The organism is Pseudomonas sp. 2995-1 (genome assembly GCF_002742505.1).
Taxonomy (GTDB): Bacteria; Pseudomonadota; Gammaproteobacteria; order Pseudomonadales; family Pseudomonadaceae; genus Aquipseudomonas; species Aquipseudomonas sivasensis.
Genome location: NZ_LJSA01000432.1, coordinates 50515 through 68661 on the forward strand (window position 1 = coordinate 50515; position 18147 = coordinate 68661).

Annotated in this window: 9 protein-coding genes; 2 read left to right on the plus strand and 7 right to left on the minus strand. The window is 63.0% G+C overall.

Annotated features, from left to right (window positions below; translation table 11 throughout):
* Positions 1-169 precede the first annotated feature (169 nt).
* Both purL and AOA61_RS22160 read left to right on the plus strand, forming a co-directional pair.
* The gene (gene purL, locus AOA61_RS22155) at positions 170-4066 is read left to right on the plus strand and encodes a phosphoribosylformylglycinamidine synthase (protein ID WP_095185811.1); all 3897 of its coding nucleotides are present in this window, start codon (positions 170-172) and stop codon (positions 4064-4066) included.
* Between the two features lie 4 nt (positions 4067-4070).
* Positions 4071-4382: an NGG1p interacting factor NIF3 gene (locus AOA61_RS22160; protein WP_095185810.1), complete on the plus strand. Its 312-nt coding sequence runs from the start codon at positions 4071-4073 to the stop codon at positions 4380-4382.
* A 66-nt stretch (positions 4383-4448) separates the two neighbouring features.
* On the opposite strand, the gene AOA61_RS22165 is transcribed toward AOA61_RS22160, so the two are convergent.
* From AOA61_RS22165 to AOA61_RS22195, 7 genes are all read right to left on the minus strand, one after another.
* Positions 4449-10127: a membrane-targeted effector domain-containing toxin gene (locus AOA61_RS22165; RefSeq protein WP_099602727.1), complete on the minus strand. Its 5679-nt coding sequence runs from the start codon at positions 10125-10127 to the stop codon at positions 4449-4451.
* Between the two features lie 77 nt (positions 10128-10204).
* A complete protein-coding gene (gene nagE / locus AOA61_RS22170; RefSeq protein WP_099602728.1) occupies positions 10205-11911 on the minus strand; it encodes an N-acetylglucosamine-specific PTS transporter subunit IIBC in 1707 nt (568 codons plus the stop codon).
* Between the two features lie 29 nt (positions 11912-11940).
* Positions 11941-14451, minus strand: a complete 2511-nt coding sequence (gene ptsP / locus AOA61_RS22175; protein WP_099602729.1) for a phosphoenolpyruvate--protein phosphotransferase — start codon at positions 14449-14451, stop codon at positions 11941-11943.
* Between the two features lie 36 nt (positions 14452-14487).
* A complete protein-coding gene (locus tag AOA61_RS22180) occupies positions 14488-15510 on the minus strand; it encodes an SIS domain-containing protein (protein ID WP_099602730.1) in 1023 nt (340 codons plus the stop codon).
* On the minus strand, positions 15491-16597 hold the full coding sequence (gene nagA / locus AOA61_RS22185; protein WP_099602731.1) for an N-acetylglucosamine-6-phosphate deacetylase: 1107 nt from the start codon (positions 16595-16597) through the stop codon (positions 15491-15493). The genes AOA61_RS22180 and nagA overlap by 20 nt, the downstream gene beginning before the upstream one ends.
* Positions 16598-16616: 19 nt before the next feature.
* Entirely contained in the window at positions 16617-17366 is a 750-nt protein-coding gene (locus AOA61_RS22190; RefSeq protein WP_099602732.1) for a GntR family transcriptional regulator, read from the minus strand.
* Between the two features lie 261 nt (positions 17367-17627).
* Complete coding sequence (locus AOA61_RS22195; RefSeq protein ID WP_032890769.1) at positions 17628-18131, minus strand: murein L,D-transpeptidase family protein; 504 nt, start codon at positions 18129-18131, stop codon at positions 17628-17630.
* Positions 18132-18147: the final 16 nt, after the last annotated feature.

Below are 18147 nucleotides of genomic sequence, written 5' to 3' on the forward strand. Positions count from 1 at the left end.
ACGGTTAAAATAACTACGCGCAATGCCTTGGATAACGCCCCGATAGTGTGCAAACCGTGCCAACTGACGCCCGGCAGCAGCCAGCGATGCCGTTTCGGGTGCCGTTGGCGATGGTTTACGCTAGAATGCACGGCCTCAAAGCACACCCCTTCCCGAGGCTGTCCCGAAGATGTTGATCCTGCGCGGCGCTCCTGCCCTTTCTGCCTTTCGCCACAGCAAACTCCTTGAACAACTGAGCCAGAAGGTTCCAGCGGTTACAGGCCTGTATGCTGAATTTGCTCACTTCGCCGACGTTACCGGCGTATTGACCGCCGACGAACAGCAAGTGCTCGCACGCCTTCTGAAGTACGGCCCAAGCGTTCCCGTTCAAGAGCCGACCGGCCGCTTGTTCCTGGTTCTGCCACGGTTCGGCACCATCTCGCCCTGGTCGAGCAAGGCCAGCGACATCGCCCGCAACTGCGGCCTGGAAAAAATCCAGCGCCTGGAGCGCGGTATCGCCTTCTACGTTGCCGGCCAGTTCAGCGATGCCGAGGCCGAGCTGATCGCCAGCAGCCTGCACGACCGCATGACCCAGATCATCGTCAGCCAGCTCGAACAGGCTGCCGGTCTGTTCAGCCACGCCGAGCCCAAGCCGCTGACCGCGATTGACGTGCTTGGCGGTGGCCGCGCCGCCCTGGAGAAGGCCAACACCGAACTAGGCCTGGCCCTCGCCGAAGACGAGATCGACTACCTGGTCAACGCCTTCAACGGCTTGAAGCGCAACCCGCACGACATCGAACTGATGATGTTCGCCCAGGCCAACTCCGAGCATTGCCGTCACAAGATTTTCAACGCCAGTTGGGACATCGACGGCCAGAGCCAGGAAAAAAGCCTGTTCGGCATGATCAAGAACACCTACGTGATGCACAGCGAAGGCGTTCTGTCGGCGTATAAGGACAACGCCTCGGTGATCGTCGGCTCCGTCGCCGGCCGTTTCTTCCCGGATCCAGAGACCCGCCAGTACGGCGCGGTTCAGGAACCGGTGCACATCCTGATGAAAGTCGAAACCCACAACCACCCGACCGCGATTGCCCCGTTTCCTGGCGCAGCCACCGGTTCCGGCGGTGAAATCCGTGACGAAGGTGCTACCGGACGTGGCGCCAAGCCAAAGGCCGGCCTGACCGGTTTCACCGTGTCCAACCTGCAGATCCCTGGCTTTGAACAGCCGTGGGAAGTGCCGTACGGCAAGCCTGAGCGCATCGTTACCGCCCTCGACATCATGATCGAAGGCCCGCTCGGCGGCGCCGCGTTCAACAACGAGTTCGGTCGCCCGGCTCTGACTGGCTACTTCCGTACCTTCGAACAGTCCATCACCACGCCCCATGGTGATGAAGTGCGCGGTTACCACAAGCCGATCATGTTGGCCGGCGGCATGGGCAACATCCGTGAAGAACACGTCAAGAAAGGCGAGATTCTGGTCGGCTCCAAGCTGATCGTGCTGGGTGGACCGGCGATGCTGATTGGCCTGGGCGGCGGTGCTGCTTCCTCTATGGCAACCGGCACCAGCTCGGCTGATCTGGACTTTGCTTCCGTACAGCGTGAAAACCCGGAAATGGAGCGTCGCTGCCAGGAAGTCATCGACCGTTGCTGGCAGTTGGGTGACAAGAACCCGATCAGCTTCATCCATGACGTCGGTGCTGGTGGTTTGTCCAACGCCTTCCCGGAACTGGTCAACGATGGCGACCGTGGTGGCCGTTTCGAACTGCGCAACATTCCAAACGACGAGCCGGGCATGGCCCCGCACGAAATCTGGAGCAACGAATCCCAAGAGCGTTACGTGCTGGCCGTCGGCCCTGAAGACTTCGCGCGCTTCCAGGCCATCTGCGAACGCGAGCGCTGCCCGTTTGCCGTGGTCGGCGAAGCCACTGCCGAGCCGCAACTGACGGTCACTGACAGCCACTTCGGCAACAGCCCGGTGGACATGCCCCTCGAAGTGCTGCTGGGCAAAGCCCCGCGCATGCACCGTTCAGCGGTGCGTGAAGCCGAGCTGGGCGATGATTTCGACCCAAGCACACTCGAACTGGCCGACAGCATCGAACGCGTGCTGCATCACCCGGCCGTGGCGAGCAAAAGCTTCCTGATCACCATCGGCGACCGCAGCATCACCGGCCTCGTAGCCCGTGACCAAATGGTCGGCCCATGGCAGGTGCCGGTGGCCGACGTTGCCGTCACCGCCACCAGCTTCGACGTCTACACCGGTGAAGCCATGGCAATGGGCGAGCGCACGCCGCTGGCCCTGCTGGACGCCCCGGCGTCGGGCCGCATGGCCATTGGTGAAACCCTCACCAACATCGCCGCGTCGCGTATCGGCAAACTGTCTGACATCAAACTGTCGGCCAACTGGATGTCCGCTGCCGGTCACCCGGGTGAAGATGCGCGTCTGTATGACACCGTAAAAGCGGTCGGCATGGAGCTGTGCCCGGAACTGGGCATCACCATTCCAGTGGGCAAGGACTCGATGTCCATGGCCACCCGTTGGAACGAAGACGGCACCGACAAGAGCGTGACCTCGCCGCTGTCGTTGATCGTGACCGGTTTTGCACCGGTTACCGATGTCCGCCAGACCCTGACCCCGCAACTGCGCATGGACAAAGGCACCACCGATCTGATCCTGATCGACCTGGGCCGTGGCCAGAACCGCATGGGCGCCTCGATCCTCGCGCAAACCCACGGCAAGCTCGGCAAAGTGGCGCCGGACGTTGACGACGCTGAAGACCTCAAGGCCTTCTTCGCCGTGATCCAGGGCCTGAACGCCGACGGCCATCTGCTGGCTTACCACGACCGTTCCGACGGCGGCCTGCTGACCAGCGTTGTCGAGATGGCGTTTGCCGGTCACTGCGGCCTGAACATCGTGCTCGACAGCGTTGCCGAGGATGCATCCGAGATCAACGGCATCCTGTTCAACGAAGAGTTGGGCGCCGTGATCCAGGTTCGCCAGGACGCGACCCCGGACGTACTCGCTCAATTCAGCGCCGCTGGCCTGGACGACTGCGTGGCGGTGATTGGCCAGCCGATCAACAACGGTGAAATCAATATCTCGTTCAATGGCGATACAGTGTTTGCCGGTCAACGCCGTCTGCTGCAACGCCAGTGGTCCGAGACCAGCTACCAGATCCAACGCCTGCGTGACAACGCCGATTGCGCCGAGCAGGAATTCGACGTGATCCTGGAAGAAGACAACCCGGGCCTGAGCACCAAGCTCAGCTTCGACGTCAACCAGGACATCACCGCGCCGTACATCAAGAAAGGCATTCGCCCACAAGTTGCTGTGCTGCGTGAGCAGGGCGTCAACGGCCAGGTGGAAATGGCGGCGGCGTTCGACCGTGCCGGCTTCAATGCGATTGACGTGCACATGAGCGATATCCTCGCCGGTCGCGTTGACCTCAACGAGTTCAAAGGCCTGGTCGCTTGCGGCGGTTTCTCCTACGGCGACGTGCTGGGTGCCGGTGAAGGCTGGGCCAAGTCGGCCCTGTTCAACAGCCGTGCCCGCGATGCGTTCCAAGGCTTCTTCGAGCGCAACGACAGCTTCACCCTGGGTGTGTGCAACGGTTGCCAGATGATGTCCAACCTCAGCGAACTGATCCCGGGCAGCGAGTTCTGGCCGCACTTTGTGCGTAACCGTTCCGAGCAGTTCGAAGCCCGTGTCGCCATGGTGCAGGTGCAGGAGTCCAACTCGATCTTCCTGCAAGGCATGGCCGGTTCGCGCATGCCGATCGCCATCGCCCACGGCGAAGGCCATGCGGAGTTCGCCAGCGAAGAAGCCTTGCTCGAAGCCGACCTGTCCGGTTGTGTGGCCATGCGCTTCGTCGACAACCACGGCAAAGTCACCGAAAACTACCCTGCCAACCCGAACGGCTCGCCGCGCGGGATCACCGGCCTCACCAGCCGCGACGGCCGCGTGACCATCATGATGCCGCACCCTGAACGTGTATTCCGCGCTGTGCAGAACTCGTGGCGCCCGGAAGAGTGGAACGAAGACGGTGCGTGGATGCGCATGTTCCGTAACGCTCGCGTTTGGGTGAACTAAGGTCGTGTACAAGCTTGCCTTCTTTGTGCCCGACAGCCATGTAGAGACGGTGAAAACCGCCGTCTTTGCAGCTGGCGGCGGGCGCATTGGCGACTACGACAACTGCGCCTGGCAAGTGCTGGGCCAGGGCCAATTCCGCGCGTTGGACGGCAGTCAGCCGTTTATCGGCCAGGTTGGCCAGGTCGAAGTCGTCGAAGAATGGAAGGTCGAGTTGGTGGTGGCGGATGCGCTGATCGTGGCTGTTGTGGCCGCGTTGAAGCTGAGCCACCCCTACGAGACACCGGCGTATGAGGTGTGGCAGTTGGCGGATTTCTGATTCGTTGACTGCATAAACAAGAAACCCGCTGGGCCAGTTTGGTCAGCGGGTTTTTTGTTGCCTGGATTACGGCGCGGGCGTCAGTTGTACCTGGGCGCGTACGGCGTCGATCAAGGTGGTCTGGTAGAGGAAGCGCTGCTGCGCCATGCCCCAGCGATCGATGTAGAACAGGCCCTGGTCGTCGACCTGGATGGGGGTCGAGACGATTTCGCCGCTGCGGGATTTGTGCAGCAGGTTGCTTTCGGCCATTGACGGGTGTTCGACCAGAAAGTGGCCGGACACTTTCAGTCGGGTGCGGTCCAGCGGTACGAATGCGGCAGGCTCACGCATGCCAGCCACGCCGACCTTTAGCGTGAAGTCGCTGCGCAGTGCCGTCCAGCGGGTTTCCAGGCCTGTCTCCCAGCGGCCGGGGCGGATGGGGGACGACAGGTTGGGCGCAGCATCGCGGATATGCAGGCTGGCGGCGCCTTGCAGCTCGGCCAGGCCGGGCACTTGCAGGTGGGTGTTGGTGTGGGCGCTGCCGATGAACGCCACCCATTTGTGTGGGCCGTGCGCCGCCTGGTCAGCGTCGATCACCCGTGACGCGAAGTAGCTGAACATCTGGTTGCGCGCCTCTGTGTTGGCGCCCTTGACGTGGTAACTGGCGGTGCAGTCGAGTGCGCGTACACGCAACCCATATTTGTTGGCTTGCTGGATCACTTCGAAGTAGGTGTTGGCGCCACTGTAGAGCGGCATGTGCCCGGCATCCTGGCGTTTGAGGTAGTCCTTGAGCGCGGGCGAAAGGCGTTTGGATTGGCGGAAGGCATCCAGCTCGGCCTGGTGCAGGTCGGTGAGCAAATGTTCGACGTACAGCGTGTCGAACTTGAGCGCCTTGAGTTGCTTCATGTGTTTGATCAGGAACGCCTTGCTCGTCTGCGCGCTGTGGGCCTCGCCGATGACCAGCCCCGCCAGCCGGCTTTCACTGACAGCGCGCAGAAACGGTTCCGGCTGCGTCTGCCCGCTGAGTCGCGACAGTTCCGGGCGAGCCGGCAGGGTGTGCTGGCTGAAGTACTGCTGTGCATCTTGGGTCAGACGCTCCCGCGTTTTCTTGAACACTGAAAACGCCTTGCGGTGCTCGGGGGCCGGCAGGAAATGACTGTCCAGGCCGTGGGACTGGTATGACTGGGTCTGGATGCTTTCGCGCAGGTCGGCAGCGATATCGTAGTCGCTGTAATGCGTGACCGTTGCCGCACCACTCGACGGGGCAGGGGATTCTACGGTTCGTTCAGGCCCGCGCACGGCCAGGGTGTAATCGGCGGAAGCGTCGCTGGCGTCGATGCGCAAACCCACGGCGTGGTCAGCGCCGACATTCTCCACGCGCACAGCAACCGCCTTGTGCAGATCGGCCAGGCCCGGGACTTGATCGGCCGCGCGCATGCGCGCGGGGTCCAATAGGGCAACCCAGCGCTCATCGGGCAGGGCGTCGCTGTCGCCTTGCAGGACTTTGTGCGAGTAGAAGTTGCGCAACGCGGTGCTGCGCGTTGTGGTGGGTGGGGTGTCGCCTAGGTTGAGGGCATCATCCAGGTCGTAGCAGGTCGAGGCGTCCAGTGCCTTGATCTTGATGCCTTTGGCCGAAGCCTTGCGTACCAGCGCCACATAGGAGAATTCGGCGTTGTCGGCAAAGCCCATTGCCTTGTCGACGAGCTTCAGATGCCGCTCGATGTGCTTCCAGGATTTGCCGCTGTTGAGCTTGTCCAGTTTCAGGCGAAACACATCACCGGGCAGGTATTCGATGTACAGGCGCTTGAAACCTTTGTTGAGCAGCGCGTCGATGTTCTCGATAAGCACCTGCTGGCCGACACCGCTGCCGGGGATGGCGCCAATGATCAGGTTCGGTGCGCGGCTAAATGCGGGGTTATCGGTGAGCGTGGCCAACGATGTCTCCCGCGTTACGGTAGGTACCTCGGCACGGGGCGCGACGGGCGGCTGCTGGCGGAAAAAGTCCTTGGCGTCGCGGGTCAATTGGCTGACTTGTTGCTGATACACATCGCGCACCGGCTGCAATTCCCGGGACGCCGCAGCGACGGTGACGTGCGGGTTTTGGTACACCCAGTCACCCTGTTGGCGCAGTTGCGCCGTAAGGTCGGGGTTGAGCACCTGCTCCAGTTTGTCCGCGTACTGGGCGGGCATCTCGTAGTGCTTGAGTGCGTCGGGGGCCTGCGGGACTTTTTCATACTTCGGCGCGCCGCCAGTCACTCCGGTACGGCGCCATACACCTTGGGCATCCGGTGCCGCGAGGCGGGTGGTGGAGACCAGCTTGCCGGTGACCGGGTCGAGGCGATAGAGCAAATAGCGTCCGATCGGGTCCGGAGTCTGATGAGCCCAGAGATATTCGCCATTGAACAGCACCGATTGCATCCCCGCAGGCTTGAGTGGCGCCGGTTCCACGGCGCTGATCAACTGCAGCGTCGGGCTCTGTACGAGGCGCCTTGGGGCCTGGCGCACGGCGAACTGTTGCAAGGTGCCGAGGGTCGGGCGCAGGTCGGTGAACAGCCCGCCGGCGCTGTTGAGCAGGTAACCCATCAAGTGTTCCAGGGCCTGGGCGTTGTCGCCCTGGTGGTAAGCGTGCAGAGCCAGCATGGCGTCCTTGAACGCCAGCGCCAGACCGATGCTCAGGCTCAGCACTGGAAAAGGCGCGGTAGCGATGGCGGCAACCCATTCCACACAGGTCCAGGCGATGCCGCTGATCATCTGGGTACGGTTGACGGTAGTCGCGTGAACATCATCAATGGTGCGTTGCAGCTTGAGGTCATACACCTCGCGCCGCAGGTCCTGGATCTGGGTTTGCGCGCGTATCGGGTCATAGCGCGGCGGGCTGATGCTGGTTTTATCCAGCCCTTCAGGCAACTGGTGCCGGGCGTCCTCCAGGAATGTGCGCACTCGTCCCTGGGACTGCACCGCGACGCGTTGCACCAGGTAACCGAGCATGCCGGGCAGTTTTTTCAGCAAGTAGTTGAACTGCCTGGCTTCGCGCACGCTGATGCCATCCGGAGCATTGGGGGTGTAGAGCAGCGTTGGGTCATCGGCATGGGTGAACAGATAGCAGCCGATCACCCAGTCGCCGTCGATGACCAGGCGGTGTATCCCATGGTCGCGGCGGATGGCCGGTGCCGTCTCGCCCATCTTCGCAATACTGCGCTCCAGCCATTCCCGGTCGATGGACGCGATATCCCCCTGCAAGTGAGATTCCAGAGCGGCACTGCGCAATTGCCCTTGAGTAATGGCCAGTGTGGTATCGCGGCGCAGCTTGTAGTCCGGGCTGCCGACGTTCAGTAGGCGTGTCTTGATCTCATCGATGTAGCGCTGGCCGATCCAGACGCCGGTGACCGAGCGTGCGACTTTTTCGGCGGTCAATGGGCTCAGGTCGATGCCTTCGGGGCCTTTGAAGCGTGCCGAGCGCGAGAACTTTTCGTCGAGAAAACCGATGCCATCGGCATAGCCGTCGCGATACAGCTGGGTGTAGTTGATGGGCGCAGCCTTTGCCGACCCCGGTGAGTAGGCCCAAACAGTGTCGGGGTCGACATCGTTGCGTGGGCGTCCCAGCAGCTCATTCAGACGGGCGCGCGCCTGCTCATGCAGGTAAGCGCTGAAGCTCGGCACTTGCGCCTCGGACAACGAATAATCGTTGTAGGCGCGCAGACCGCCTTTGGTGTCGTCCGCCAGTTTCATCAGGGTTCGCCGCGTGGTCAGCGGCGCCGCGCGGAACCAGGTGGGCGTGCTGAACTCATCGTCATCCAGGCGCGTGGCCAACACATGGGTGGCCATGGCCTTGAGGCAATCGGCATGGCTGCCGGCGTGTCCGAAGCTGATTTCGCGGTGTTCCTGGGCGTGAAACTTGTAGCTCAGGCCGCTGAGCACCTGTTTCATCTTGGCCCGAAAGCGCAGGGCGACGCGGCTGATCAGGTAATCGGTGAGGGTACCTGGCGGCGATTTGAGGCCATTGTCCAAAGTCCAGCCGAGGATGTGGTTCTGGCAGGCAATTTCACTGTCGAACGCCTGGAACTGTTGCTCGCGCGGAGCCTGCGGCGTACACAGCAACACGCGGTCGACGGCGCCGCTGGCGTCGCGCCGGAGCAGCACCCACAGGTCTTGCAGTTGGGCCTCGTGCAGCGCCAGGGTCGTGGCGCTCAGCAATGGATCGCTGCCCTGGCGCACGCGTTGGATCAGTTCGAAATCGTCAGCAGTGAGATGCCCCTGCAGCATTGCGGTGCAGGCCAGCGCGTTGATTCTGTGGTCGAGCATGGCTTCGATGGCCTGGCACAGCTCGGTCTTGGCATGCAGCTGCTTTTGCAGGTCCCTGAAGTCGATACGCGGTTGCAACGTGCCCATTTGTTGCGCGAGCCAGGCCGGTGTCAGCGCGGCGTAGGTGTCGGGCAGTGGCGCGCCGTCGTAGCTGAGGCTGGTCTTTTCGAGGAAATCGGAACCGGCGTTTTCATCGTCGGGATGCAGGCCGCGCAAGGCCAATTCGACCAGGTCGCGTTTGTGGCTGTATTCACCGATCGGTGTGACGGCGCGGCGGGTGGTCACCAGCAAGCGTTGTGGTTCCAGGTCGTGGATATCAAGGTCATCGCTCAGGCGCTCCAGCCATTGGTGGCGTGCCAGGGTGTACGGCGTGGCCAGGGCGCCGAACAGTTGTTCCAGGCGCTGCCGGGACTGGTCGTAATGCTGCAAGTGTTCGGCGAGTCGTGCGCGTTGGGTGTCTGAGGCGCTGCGGTACCAGTCTGGCGCGCTGTGCCGTAACCATCGGTCGAGCAGCAATTGGGCGCGCCATTGCAGTCGCGCGCCGAGGTCGGGCACGGCGTCGACGATGGCCTGCTCCAGCGCATTGATCAGTGCCTGCGCGTCAGTGTGCGGGTTGTCCACCAGGCTCAGGGCGCGGTCGATGTCGGCGCTGCGCTTGGCGATCAGTTGGTTGTCGAGGTGCTCGAACAGTGGCCGTTCGCTGATCGGGGTCAATGCCAGCGGCCAGATGGCTTGCGGCGTCAGTGCGCGGTAGTCGGTCGCCAGCATGCCCATGAAGTGAGCGCGCTCGGCGGCGGTGTCCAGGCGTTGGAACAGATCGCTGTCGAGGTCGGCCAGGGAGGCGAAAAACTCAATCCCGCGCGAGGGAGTGAACAGTGCCACGCGGCCAACCGGCGTGCTCGATTGAAGCTCGCTTACCACCGGGCTTGAATGTTCGGTCAGCACAAACGCACCGGCCAGTTCGATGGTTTGCTCCTGGTATTCAAAGGTCAGTGCATACAGGCCGGGGCGTTGCGTGACGCCCAGTGGTACGCGGTCCAGGATCGCCTGCTCTTGAGGGTGGAACAGGCGATCGGCGACCGCGAGTGCGGTTTCGTGGGTCAGTGCGATGTAGCCGGCTTCAAAGGTCATGAAGGATTTGCGCGCTTTGCCGTCGATCTGCTCGCGGCTATCCATGTCCAGCAATTGCGTGTTGAGCGTGGCCTTGAGCGTGGTCAGCAGGGCCTGACCTTCAGCACTGCGCAGATCGCTGTTGGCCAGGTTCTGGTACAGCACGCGGCTATTTGTCAGGAACTGCTGGCGGTAGTTTTCCAGATGGGTATTCAGGCGCTCCAGGTACGCGAGTGGAGGCGACGCTGGCTGCGTCGGCAGCAGCGGTGCATCGAGGTCGAGCAGGTGATGGCCGATCAAGTTGAGTGAGCCTTTGATCTCGTCAAAGGTCAGGGGTGGGGTGGAAGTGCTCACGGGCACAGGCTCCATGCTGAGGATTGGAGCCCTCAGCATGGGGACGACCGCCCTGAACAGGGCGGTAGATAGGTAGGTCAGGCGCCGGTGCGGACTGGCTGGCGAGAGGTCAAGGCCTTGAGTGCGTCGCTTAAGCCTTGGGCCTGCTCGCCGACCAGCAGGTGCCACACACCGGCGTCGATCCGGCTGACACCCTGGCAACCGAGTGCCGTGAGCTGCGCCTGCGACAGCGCGTTTTCGTCGGCCAGGTGCAGGCGCAGGCGGGTCATGGCCACGCATTCCAACTGCACGACATTGGCCTGACCGCCCAGCGCATCCAGCCATTGCTGCGCCACGGTCGAGGCAACGTTGCTGGCTTGAGTCGGCGCAGTGGCGCTGGCAGGTGATGTGCTGACGGAGGTCGGCATCGCCAGACGAATCTCATCGGCAATGCTGTCTGCCAGCGGCCCGACCACTACCTGCAAACTGCCGCCGTTGCCCGGCCGCACGATAGCCATCGCCCCCAGGGCTTTGAGTTCGGCATCCACTGCCTTGTTGCGGTCAACCATGTCCAGGCGCAGGCGAGTGGTGCAGGCACCGACGCTCAGCAGATTGTCCGCGCCGCCCAAGGCGCGGATGTACGCCGTGGCGCGCTGGTTGTCGCTCATTGCTTCGGCCGGTGCCACTTGGCCGTCTTCACGGCCCGGGGTTTTCAGGTTGAAGCGGCGAATGCAGTAGCTGAACACCGTGTAGTAGATCGCTGCGTACGCCAGCCCCACCGGCACCACCAGCCAGCCATTGGTGGACTTGCCCCAGCCCAGCACCATGTCGATAAACCCGCCGGAGAAGGTAAAGCCCAGGTGGATATTCAGCATATTGGTCACGGCCATCGACAGACCGGTGAGCAGCGCATGGATCAGGTACAGGAACGGCGCGAGAAACATGAATGCGAATTCAATCGGCTCGGTCACGCCGGTGAGAAACGAGGTCAGCGCCATCGACAGGAAGATCCCGCCCATCACCTTGCGCCGTTCCGGCAGGGCGTTGCGGTACATCGCCAGGCACGCGGCGGGCAGGCCGAACAGCATCACCGGGAACATGCCGGTCATGAATTGGCCACCTTTGGGGTCACCGGCAAAATAGCGGGTCAAGTCGCCGGTCACTACGGCGCCGGTGGCCGGGTCGGTGAAGCTGCCGAACACAAACCAGGCCATGTTGTTGAGGATGTGGTGCAAGCCGGTGACGATCAGCAGGCGGTTGAACACGCCGAACACGAACGCGCCGATGCTGCCGCTTTCCATCAGCAGCACGCCGAAACTGTTGATGCCGTGCTGGATCGGCGGCCAGATCAGGCCAAAGATCACCCCCAGCCCAACCGCTGAGAACCCGGTGACAATCGGCACGAACCGTCGCCCGCCGAAGAAGGCCAGGTACTCAGGCAGCTTGATGTCCTTGAAACGGTTATACAGCGCACCGGCCATCAGGCCGCTGGCGATCCCGGCGAGCATGCCCATGTTGATGCTGGTGTCCATCACCTTGAGGGTAGAGATCATCACCAGGTAGCCAATCGCACCGGCCAGCCCGGCTGTGCCGTTATTGTCGCGGGCAAAGCCCACGGCGATACCGATGGCGAAGATCAGCGCCAGGTTGGCGAAGATCGCCTGGCCGGCATCGTGCATCACTGCGATGTTGAGCAGGTCGGTATCGCCCAGGCGCAACAGCAGGCCGGCAATCGGCAGGATGGCGATAGGCAGCATCAGCGCGCGGCCCAGGCGTTGCAGGCCTTCGATGAACAGTTGGTACATGGCGGGTCTCCTTTTTCTTGTTGTTGTTGTCAGCTCAGCGGCCAGTGGTGTTGACAGGCTTGGCGTACGGCTTTGGCGCTGCTCAGGTCGAGCAGGCTAAGGCTCAGTTGCCGGCATTGCGCCGCATCCAGGTGGCGGACGCGGTCCTTGATTTCTGCGATTTGCGGCGGGCTCACCGACAGCTCGCTGACCCCCAGGCCGATCAGTGCGGGGGTGGCCAGCGGGTCGGACGCCAGCGCGCCGCAGACGCCAACCCAGCGCCCATGCTTGGCTGCGCCGTCGCAGGTTTGTGCGATCAGCCGCAGCAGCGCCGGGTGCAGCGCGTCGACCCGCGCGGCGAGTCCGGCGTGGTCGCGGTCCATGGCCAGGGTGTACTGGGACAGGTCATTGGTGCCGATGGACAGGAAGTCCGCATGTTCGGCCAGTTGTTCGGCCATCAGCGCGGCGGCGGGAACTTCGATCATCACCCCCAGTTCAGGGCGCTGGGTCAGCTTCAGCTGCGCACACAGTTCATCCAGGCGCTGGCGGATCTCCAGCAGTTCGTCGACTTCGCTGACCATCGGCAACAGGATGCGGCAGCGCGCCAACGGTGTGAGTTGCAGCAGCGCGCGCAGTTGCTGGTCGAGCAGTTCGGGACGCACCTGGGCCATGCGGATACCGCGCAGGCCCAAGACCGGGTTGGCTTCGACGGGCAGGGGCAGGTAGTCGAGTTGTTTGTCGCCGCCCACATCGATGGTGCGGATGATTACCGACTTGTCGCCCATGGCATCCAGCACGGCTTGATAGGCCTGGCGTTGCTCCTGTTCATCCGGCGCGGTGCGGCGGTCGACAAAGAGGAATTCGGTACGCAGCAGGCCGACACCATCGGCGCCGTTTTCAAACGCTGTTTGAGCTTCTGCGCTGGAGGCAACATTGGCAGCCACTTCAATGCCTACGCCGTCACTGGTGCGTGCTGGTTGGTGGGCCTGGGCCTGTTGCTGTTGGCGGCGCAGTTTTTGCGCGTCGCGAATCTGGTGCACTTGAGCGTGACGGGCTTCGCTGGGCGCCAGTTCCAGGCGACCGTTGGCGGCGTCCAGTACCACCCGCTGGCCTTGCGGTACGTCGAGGACTTCGCTGCCCAGCGCGACCACGCAGGGCAGACCTTTGCCGCGCGCCAGAATAGCCACATGGGAGGTCGCGCCCCCTTCGGCCATGCACAGGCCGACGGCCTGCTGCGCGCTCAGTTGCAGCAAATCCGAGGGCGTCAGTTCATGGGCGCTGACGATGGCGCCAGCGGGTAACTCGAAGTGCCAGGCTTCACCCAGCAATGTGCGCAGCACGCGTTGTTGCAGGTCGCGCAGGTCGTTGGCGCGCTCGGCGAACAATGGCTTGCCCAATGCCAGCAGCACTGCGCACTGGGCCTGGATCGCATCGCGCCAGGCATGGGTGGCGGCGCTGCCTTGCTCGATGGCACCCGTGGCGGCTTCCAGCAGGGTCGGGTCTTCCAGCAGGGCCAGGTGGGCGGCGAAGATGTCTTCTTCCTCGACGTTTTTACGCTGGCGGGCGTGCTCCAGGGTGTTGCGAATTTCACCGCGCACCTGCTCCAGCGCCGTGTCCAGACGTTGCAGTTGTTCGTCGGCCGAATGCTGGCCCGTGTCTGCGGGCAGCTCGATACCGCTCAGGCGAAACAGCGGCCCGCAGACCAGGCCGGGCGCCGCGCAGACGCCTTGCAATACACCGGCTTCGGTATTGGCTCGGCGTGGCGTAACGGCGGCAGGCGCGTGATGTTCTTCTTTCATCGGTGCAGACAGCGCGGCAACCAAGGCCTGCAACGCCGCCTCGCAGTCCTTGCCCCGGCAAGTGACGCGCACTTCGTCGCCTTCGCCGATGCCGAGCCCCATCAAACCGATCAAGCTGTCGCAGGCGGCCGACTTGTCAGCGTAGTGCAAGCGCGCCTGGCTGCTGAAACCCTGGGCCGTCTTGCGGATCAGCGCTGCGGGCCGAGCATGCAAGCCGCCTCGATGGGTGATGTGCACACGGGCGCTGGCTTCTTCGATGGAGTTATCCACAGCCGTCTGAGCGGGCGCTGTCGACCGCGCGATGACCTGCATCAGTGGCTCGCCGACGTTGACGGTTTGCGACGCCAGAGGCAGCACGTCAAAGTGCTCGCCATTGGTTAGGATGATCAGGCTGATAAGGCTCTTGCACTGGCGCGCAATGCAATCCAGGTCAAACCGTACCAGCGCCTGGCCCAGGCTCACCCGCGCGCCCTGTTTGACCAGCAGCGCAAAACCTTCGCCCTTCAGCTCGACGGTGTCGATGCCCAGATGCATCAGCAGCTCGGCGCCATTGTCGGCGCGGATTGTCAGCGCGTGGCCGGTACGCGCGACGTGAATGATCTCGCCGTCGCAGGGCGCATGCAGGCAGCTGTTAAGCGGGTCGATCGCAAGGCCTTCGCCCATGGCACCGCTGGCGAATACTTCGTCGGGGACGTTGCCCAGGGTCAGCACCGGCCCACTGAGGGGGGCGCTGAGGGTTACTGCATTATTGTTGTTAGACATGGGCACGGTACTCATCAGGAAAACACGGCACACCACTTAGTGAGTGCGGGTGACTTTGCTCAGGTGGCGCGGTTGGTCCGGGTCCATGCCGCGGGCGACCGCCAGACCGGCGGCCATGACGTAGAAACTCTGGATCGCCAGCACCGGGTCCAGGCTCGGGTGTTCGGCGCGGCTCAGGGTCAGGTCGCGTTCGGCGATATCGTCCGGCGCGGCCAACAGCACGCGGGCACCGCGCTGGCGCATGTCGGCGGCCAGGCTCAACAGGCCTGCCTGCTCGGCGCCGCGCGGGGCAAACACCAACAGTGGATAGTTGTCGCCGATCAAGGCCATCGGCCCATGGCGCACCTCGGCGCTGCTGAAGGCTTCGGCCTGGATCGCCGAGGTTTCCTTGAGCTTGAGTGCGGCTTCCTGGGCAATGGCAAAACCGGCGCCACGGCCGATCACCATCAGGCGCTGACTGTCGCGCAGGGCGTCGATGGCGCGGCTCCAATCCTGGCGGGCCGCTTCACGCAGGCCATCGGGCAACGCCTGGCAGGCTTGCAGCAGGTCGACTTCCTGATTCCAGTGGCCGACCAACAGCGCGCTGGCGCTGAGGGTGGCGATAAAGCTTTTGGTCGCGGCCACGCTGAGTTCCGGCCCGGCGCACAGCGGCACGTGGAATTCACAGGCGGCTTCCAGCGGCGAGTCTTCGGCGTTGACCAACGAGATGCTCAAAGCCCCGCGCTTACGCAGCAGGCGCAGGCTGTTGACCAGGTCCGGGCTTTGGCCGGACTGCGAGAAACCGAACGCCACCTGGCCGCTGACCTTCAACGGCGCTTGCAGCAAGGTCACCACCGACATCGGCAACGACGCCACCGGAATGCCCACATGTTGCATGGCCAGGTAGGCGAAATAGCTGGCGGCGTGGTCCGAGCTGCCACGGGCGATGGTCATCGCCACTTGCGGCGGCTGGCGGCGCAGGCGGCCGGCGATTTCTTCCAGCGCCGGGTTCAGGCGTTGCAGTTGCGCCGCGACGGCGTCACAGGAGGCCAAGGCCTCTTCAAGCATTTTTGAAGACAATGGTTTCTCCTTCGACCATGACGTCGGTGAGTTGCAGGGAGCGGTCCAGGCGTACGCAGTCGGCAAAGCTGCCGGGTTGCAGGCGGCCGCGTTCTTCCAGGCCCAGGTAATCCGCAGGAAATTGCGACAGGCGTTGTGAGGCTTCGCTGATAGGCAGGCCGATCTTCACCAGATTGCGCAGCGCCTGGTCCATGGTCAGCGTGCTGCCGGCCAGGGTGCCGTCGGCCAGGCGTACGCCGCCCAGGCATTTGGTCACGGTGTGGCTGCCCAGCTTGTATTCGCCATCGGGCATGCCGGCGGCGGCGGTGGAATCGGTAACGCAATACAGGCAAGGGATCGACCGTAGCGCCACGCGTATCGCGCCGGGGTGCACATGCAGCAGGTCCGGAATCAACTCGGCGTACTTGGCGTGGGCCAGCGCGGCGCCGACGATCCCCGGCTCGCGGTGATGCAACGGGCTCATCGCGTTGTACAGATGGGTAAAACTGGTGGCGCCCGCGGCGAGGGCGGCGACGCCTTCTTCATAGCTGCCCAAGGTGTGGCCGATCTGCATGCGTACGCCGCGCTCGCTGAGGGTGCGGATCAGGGCGTCGTGGCCGGCGATTTCCGGGGCGATGGTGATCACTCGGATGGGCGCCAGGCGCAGGTACGCCTCGACTTCTTCCATCAGCGCGGTGTGGGCGAAGTTGGGTTGGGCGCCAAGTTTGCCTGGGTTGATGTAAGGCCCTTCCAGGTGTACGCCGAGTACTCGGGCGCTGCCGGCAGGGCGCTGCTCGCAAAAGCCGCCGAGTTGACCGAGCACGCTGGAGATTTCATCCACCGGCGCGGTCATGGTGGTGGCCAGCAGCGAGGTGGTGCCAAAGCGCACGTGGGTGCGGGTGATGGTCTCGAAGGCGTCGATGCCTTCCATGATGTCCTTGCCACCGCCGCCGTGCACATGCAGGTCGATAAAGCCCGGCAGCAGGTAGGGCAAATCGTTTTGCGTCGGGTCGCAAGGCACGCCTTCAATGGCGGTCACCTTGCCGTGTTCATGCACCAGGCGGCCGCGAATCCAGCCGTGGGGCGTGAGGATATTATCTTCGGACATGGGCAGTTCTCTAAGGCCGCTACTCGGCGGCAAAGTCATATCGACGCAGCTCTGCGACAAAGTCGTAGTAGTCGTTGCGGCAGTAGGTGTCGGTGATTTCAATCGGCGTGTTGTCGGCGGTGTAGCCCACGCGGGTCATCAGCAGCATGGCGGTGCCGGGGGCGATGCCTACCAGGGCGGCGAACTCGTCCGAGGCGTTGACCGCCTGGATATGCTGCAGGGCACGGACGATGGGCTTGCCGATACCTTCCAGGTACTCGTACAGCGAGCTGCCGATGGCTTGCGGTTGCGGCAGCACCGAGGCGGGCATGGTGGTCATCTCAATGGCCATGACGGTGTCGTCGGCCTTACGCAAACGCTTGAGGCGCGCCACTTTGTCGGTGGGCGACAGGGCCAGGCGGATCAGCTCTTCATGGGTCGGCGGGGTGATGTCACGCTCCAGCCATTGGGAGCTGGGCACAAAGCCCTTGAGGCGCAACATCTCGCTGAAACCCGACAGGCGTGAGAGCGGCTGTTCCAGGCGAGGCGTGATAAAGGTACCGGAGCCCTGGCTGCGGCGGATCAGGCCTTGTGCAAACAACACTTCCAGCGCCTTGCGGGCGGTGACTCGCGAGATGCTCAGTTGCTCGCTAAGGACGCGTTCAGACGGTAATGCCTGTTCGGATTTCCACTCGCCGGCATGGATGGCCGCTTCCAGCTTGCGGGCCAATTGCAGGTAAAGCGGCGTGGATTGTTTGTCGTCAGGGCGCAGGGCCAGGATGGGATTCATCTGTCAGGTTTCCGATGCGTTATTGGAGTGTTGTCGCCCGGTATTGGCCGGAAATTAATACCACTTAAATACCATGTCAATGCAGCGAAAACGGTGCAAATCCGGTTTTTATGGCCCTATAACGGGGCTCGGTCTTAAGTGGTATTAGAGAGGTCTTTATGGCGCGCAGAACGGCGCAGCCCGCGCGGTGAACTGGTATTCACCGGCGGGCGCTGTTGAAGGCGGGAAAAATTTTCGAATTATTTTACGAACGGTCGACGATTACGGCCGAATCTCGATCAGGGTGCCGTCTTTGACCAGGGTCCAGACTTCACGCATATCGACGTTGCGCATGGCGATGCAGCCGTCGGTCCAGTCCAGGGTGTGGAACCACTGTTCGGGATAGTCTTCGGTGTCAGGCGTGCCGTGGATCATGATCATGCTGCCGGGCTTCACGCCTTCGCGACGCGCGCGCGCGGCGTCGCTGATATTGGGGTAGGAGATGTGCATGGCCAGGTTGAAGCGGTCGCTGGTCTTGCGCCAGTCGATCCAGTACAGGCCTTCCGGGGTGCGGCGGTCGCCCTCTATCAGCTTGTGGCCCTTGGGGTTTTTGCCCAGGGAAATGCGGTAAGTCTTGATCGGCTTGCCGTCGTTGATCAGTTGCAATTGATGGGCGGACTTGAGCACCAGGACTTTTTCGACGGTTTTGCCGCCCAGGGTCTCCACGGTAGAAGCCGGCGAAAGGGTAGTGAACGACAGGCAGAGCAGAGCAAGCAACCAACGCATTAAAACGATTTCCCTT

What these genes read in the sequence shown, in the direction of transcription:
- nagA (WP_099602731.1), bottom strand. Translation starts at nt 16,597, where the DNA reads ATGTCCGAAGATAATATCCTCACGCCCCACGGCTGGATTCGCGGCCGC.
- purL (WP_095185811.1), top strand. Translation starts at nt 170, where the DNA reads ATGTTGATCCTGCGCGGCGCTCCTGCCCTTTCTGCCTTTCGCCACAGC.
- AOA61_RS22195 (WP_032890769.1), bottom strand. Translation starts at nt 18,131, where the DNA reads ATGCGTTGGTTGCTTGCTCTGCTCTGCCTGTCGTTCACTACCCTTTCG.
- AOA61_RS22190 (WP_099602732.1), bottom strand. Translation starts at nt 17,366, where the DNA reads ATGAATCCCATCCTGGCCCTGCGCCCTGACGACAAACAATCCACGCCG.
- ptsP (WP_099602729.1), bottom strand. Translation starts at nt 14,451, where the DNA reads ATGTCTAACAACAATAATGCAGTAACCCTCAGCGCCCCCCTCAGTGGG.
- nagE (WP_099602728.1), bottom strand. Translation starts at nt 11,911, where the DNA reads ATGTACCAACTGTTCATCGAAGGCCTGCAACGCCTGGGCCGCGCGCTG.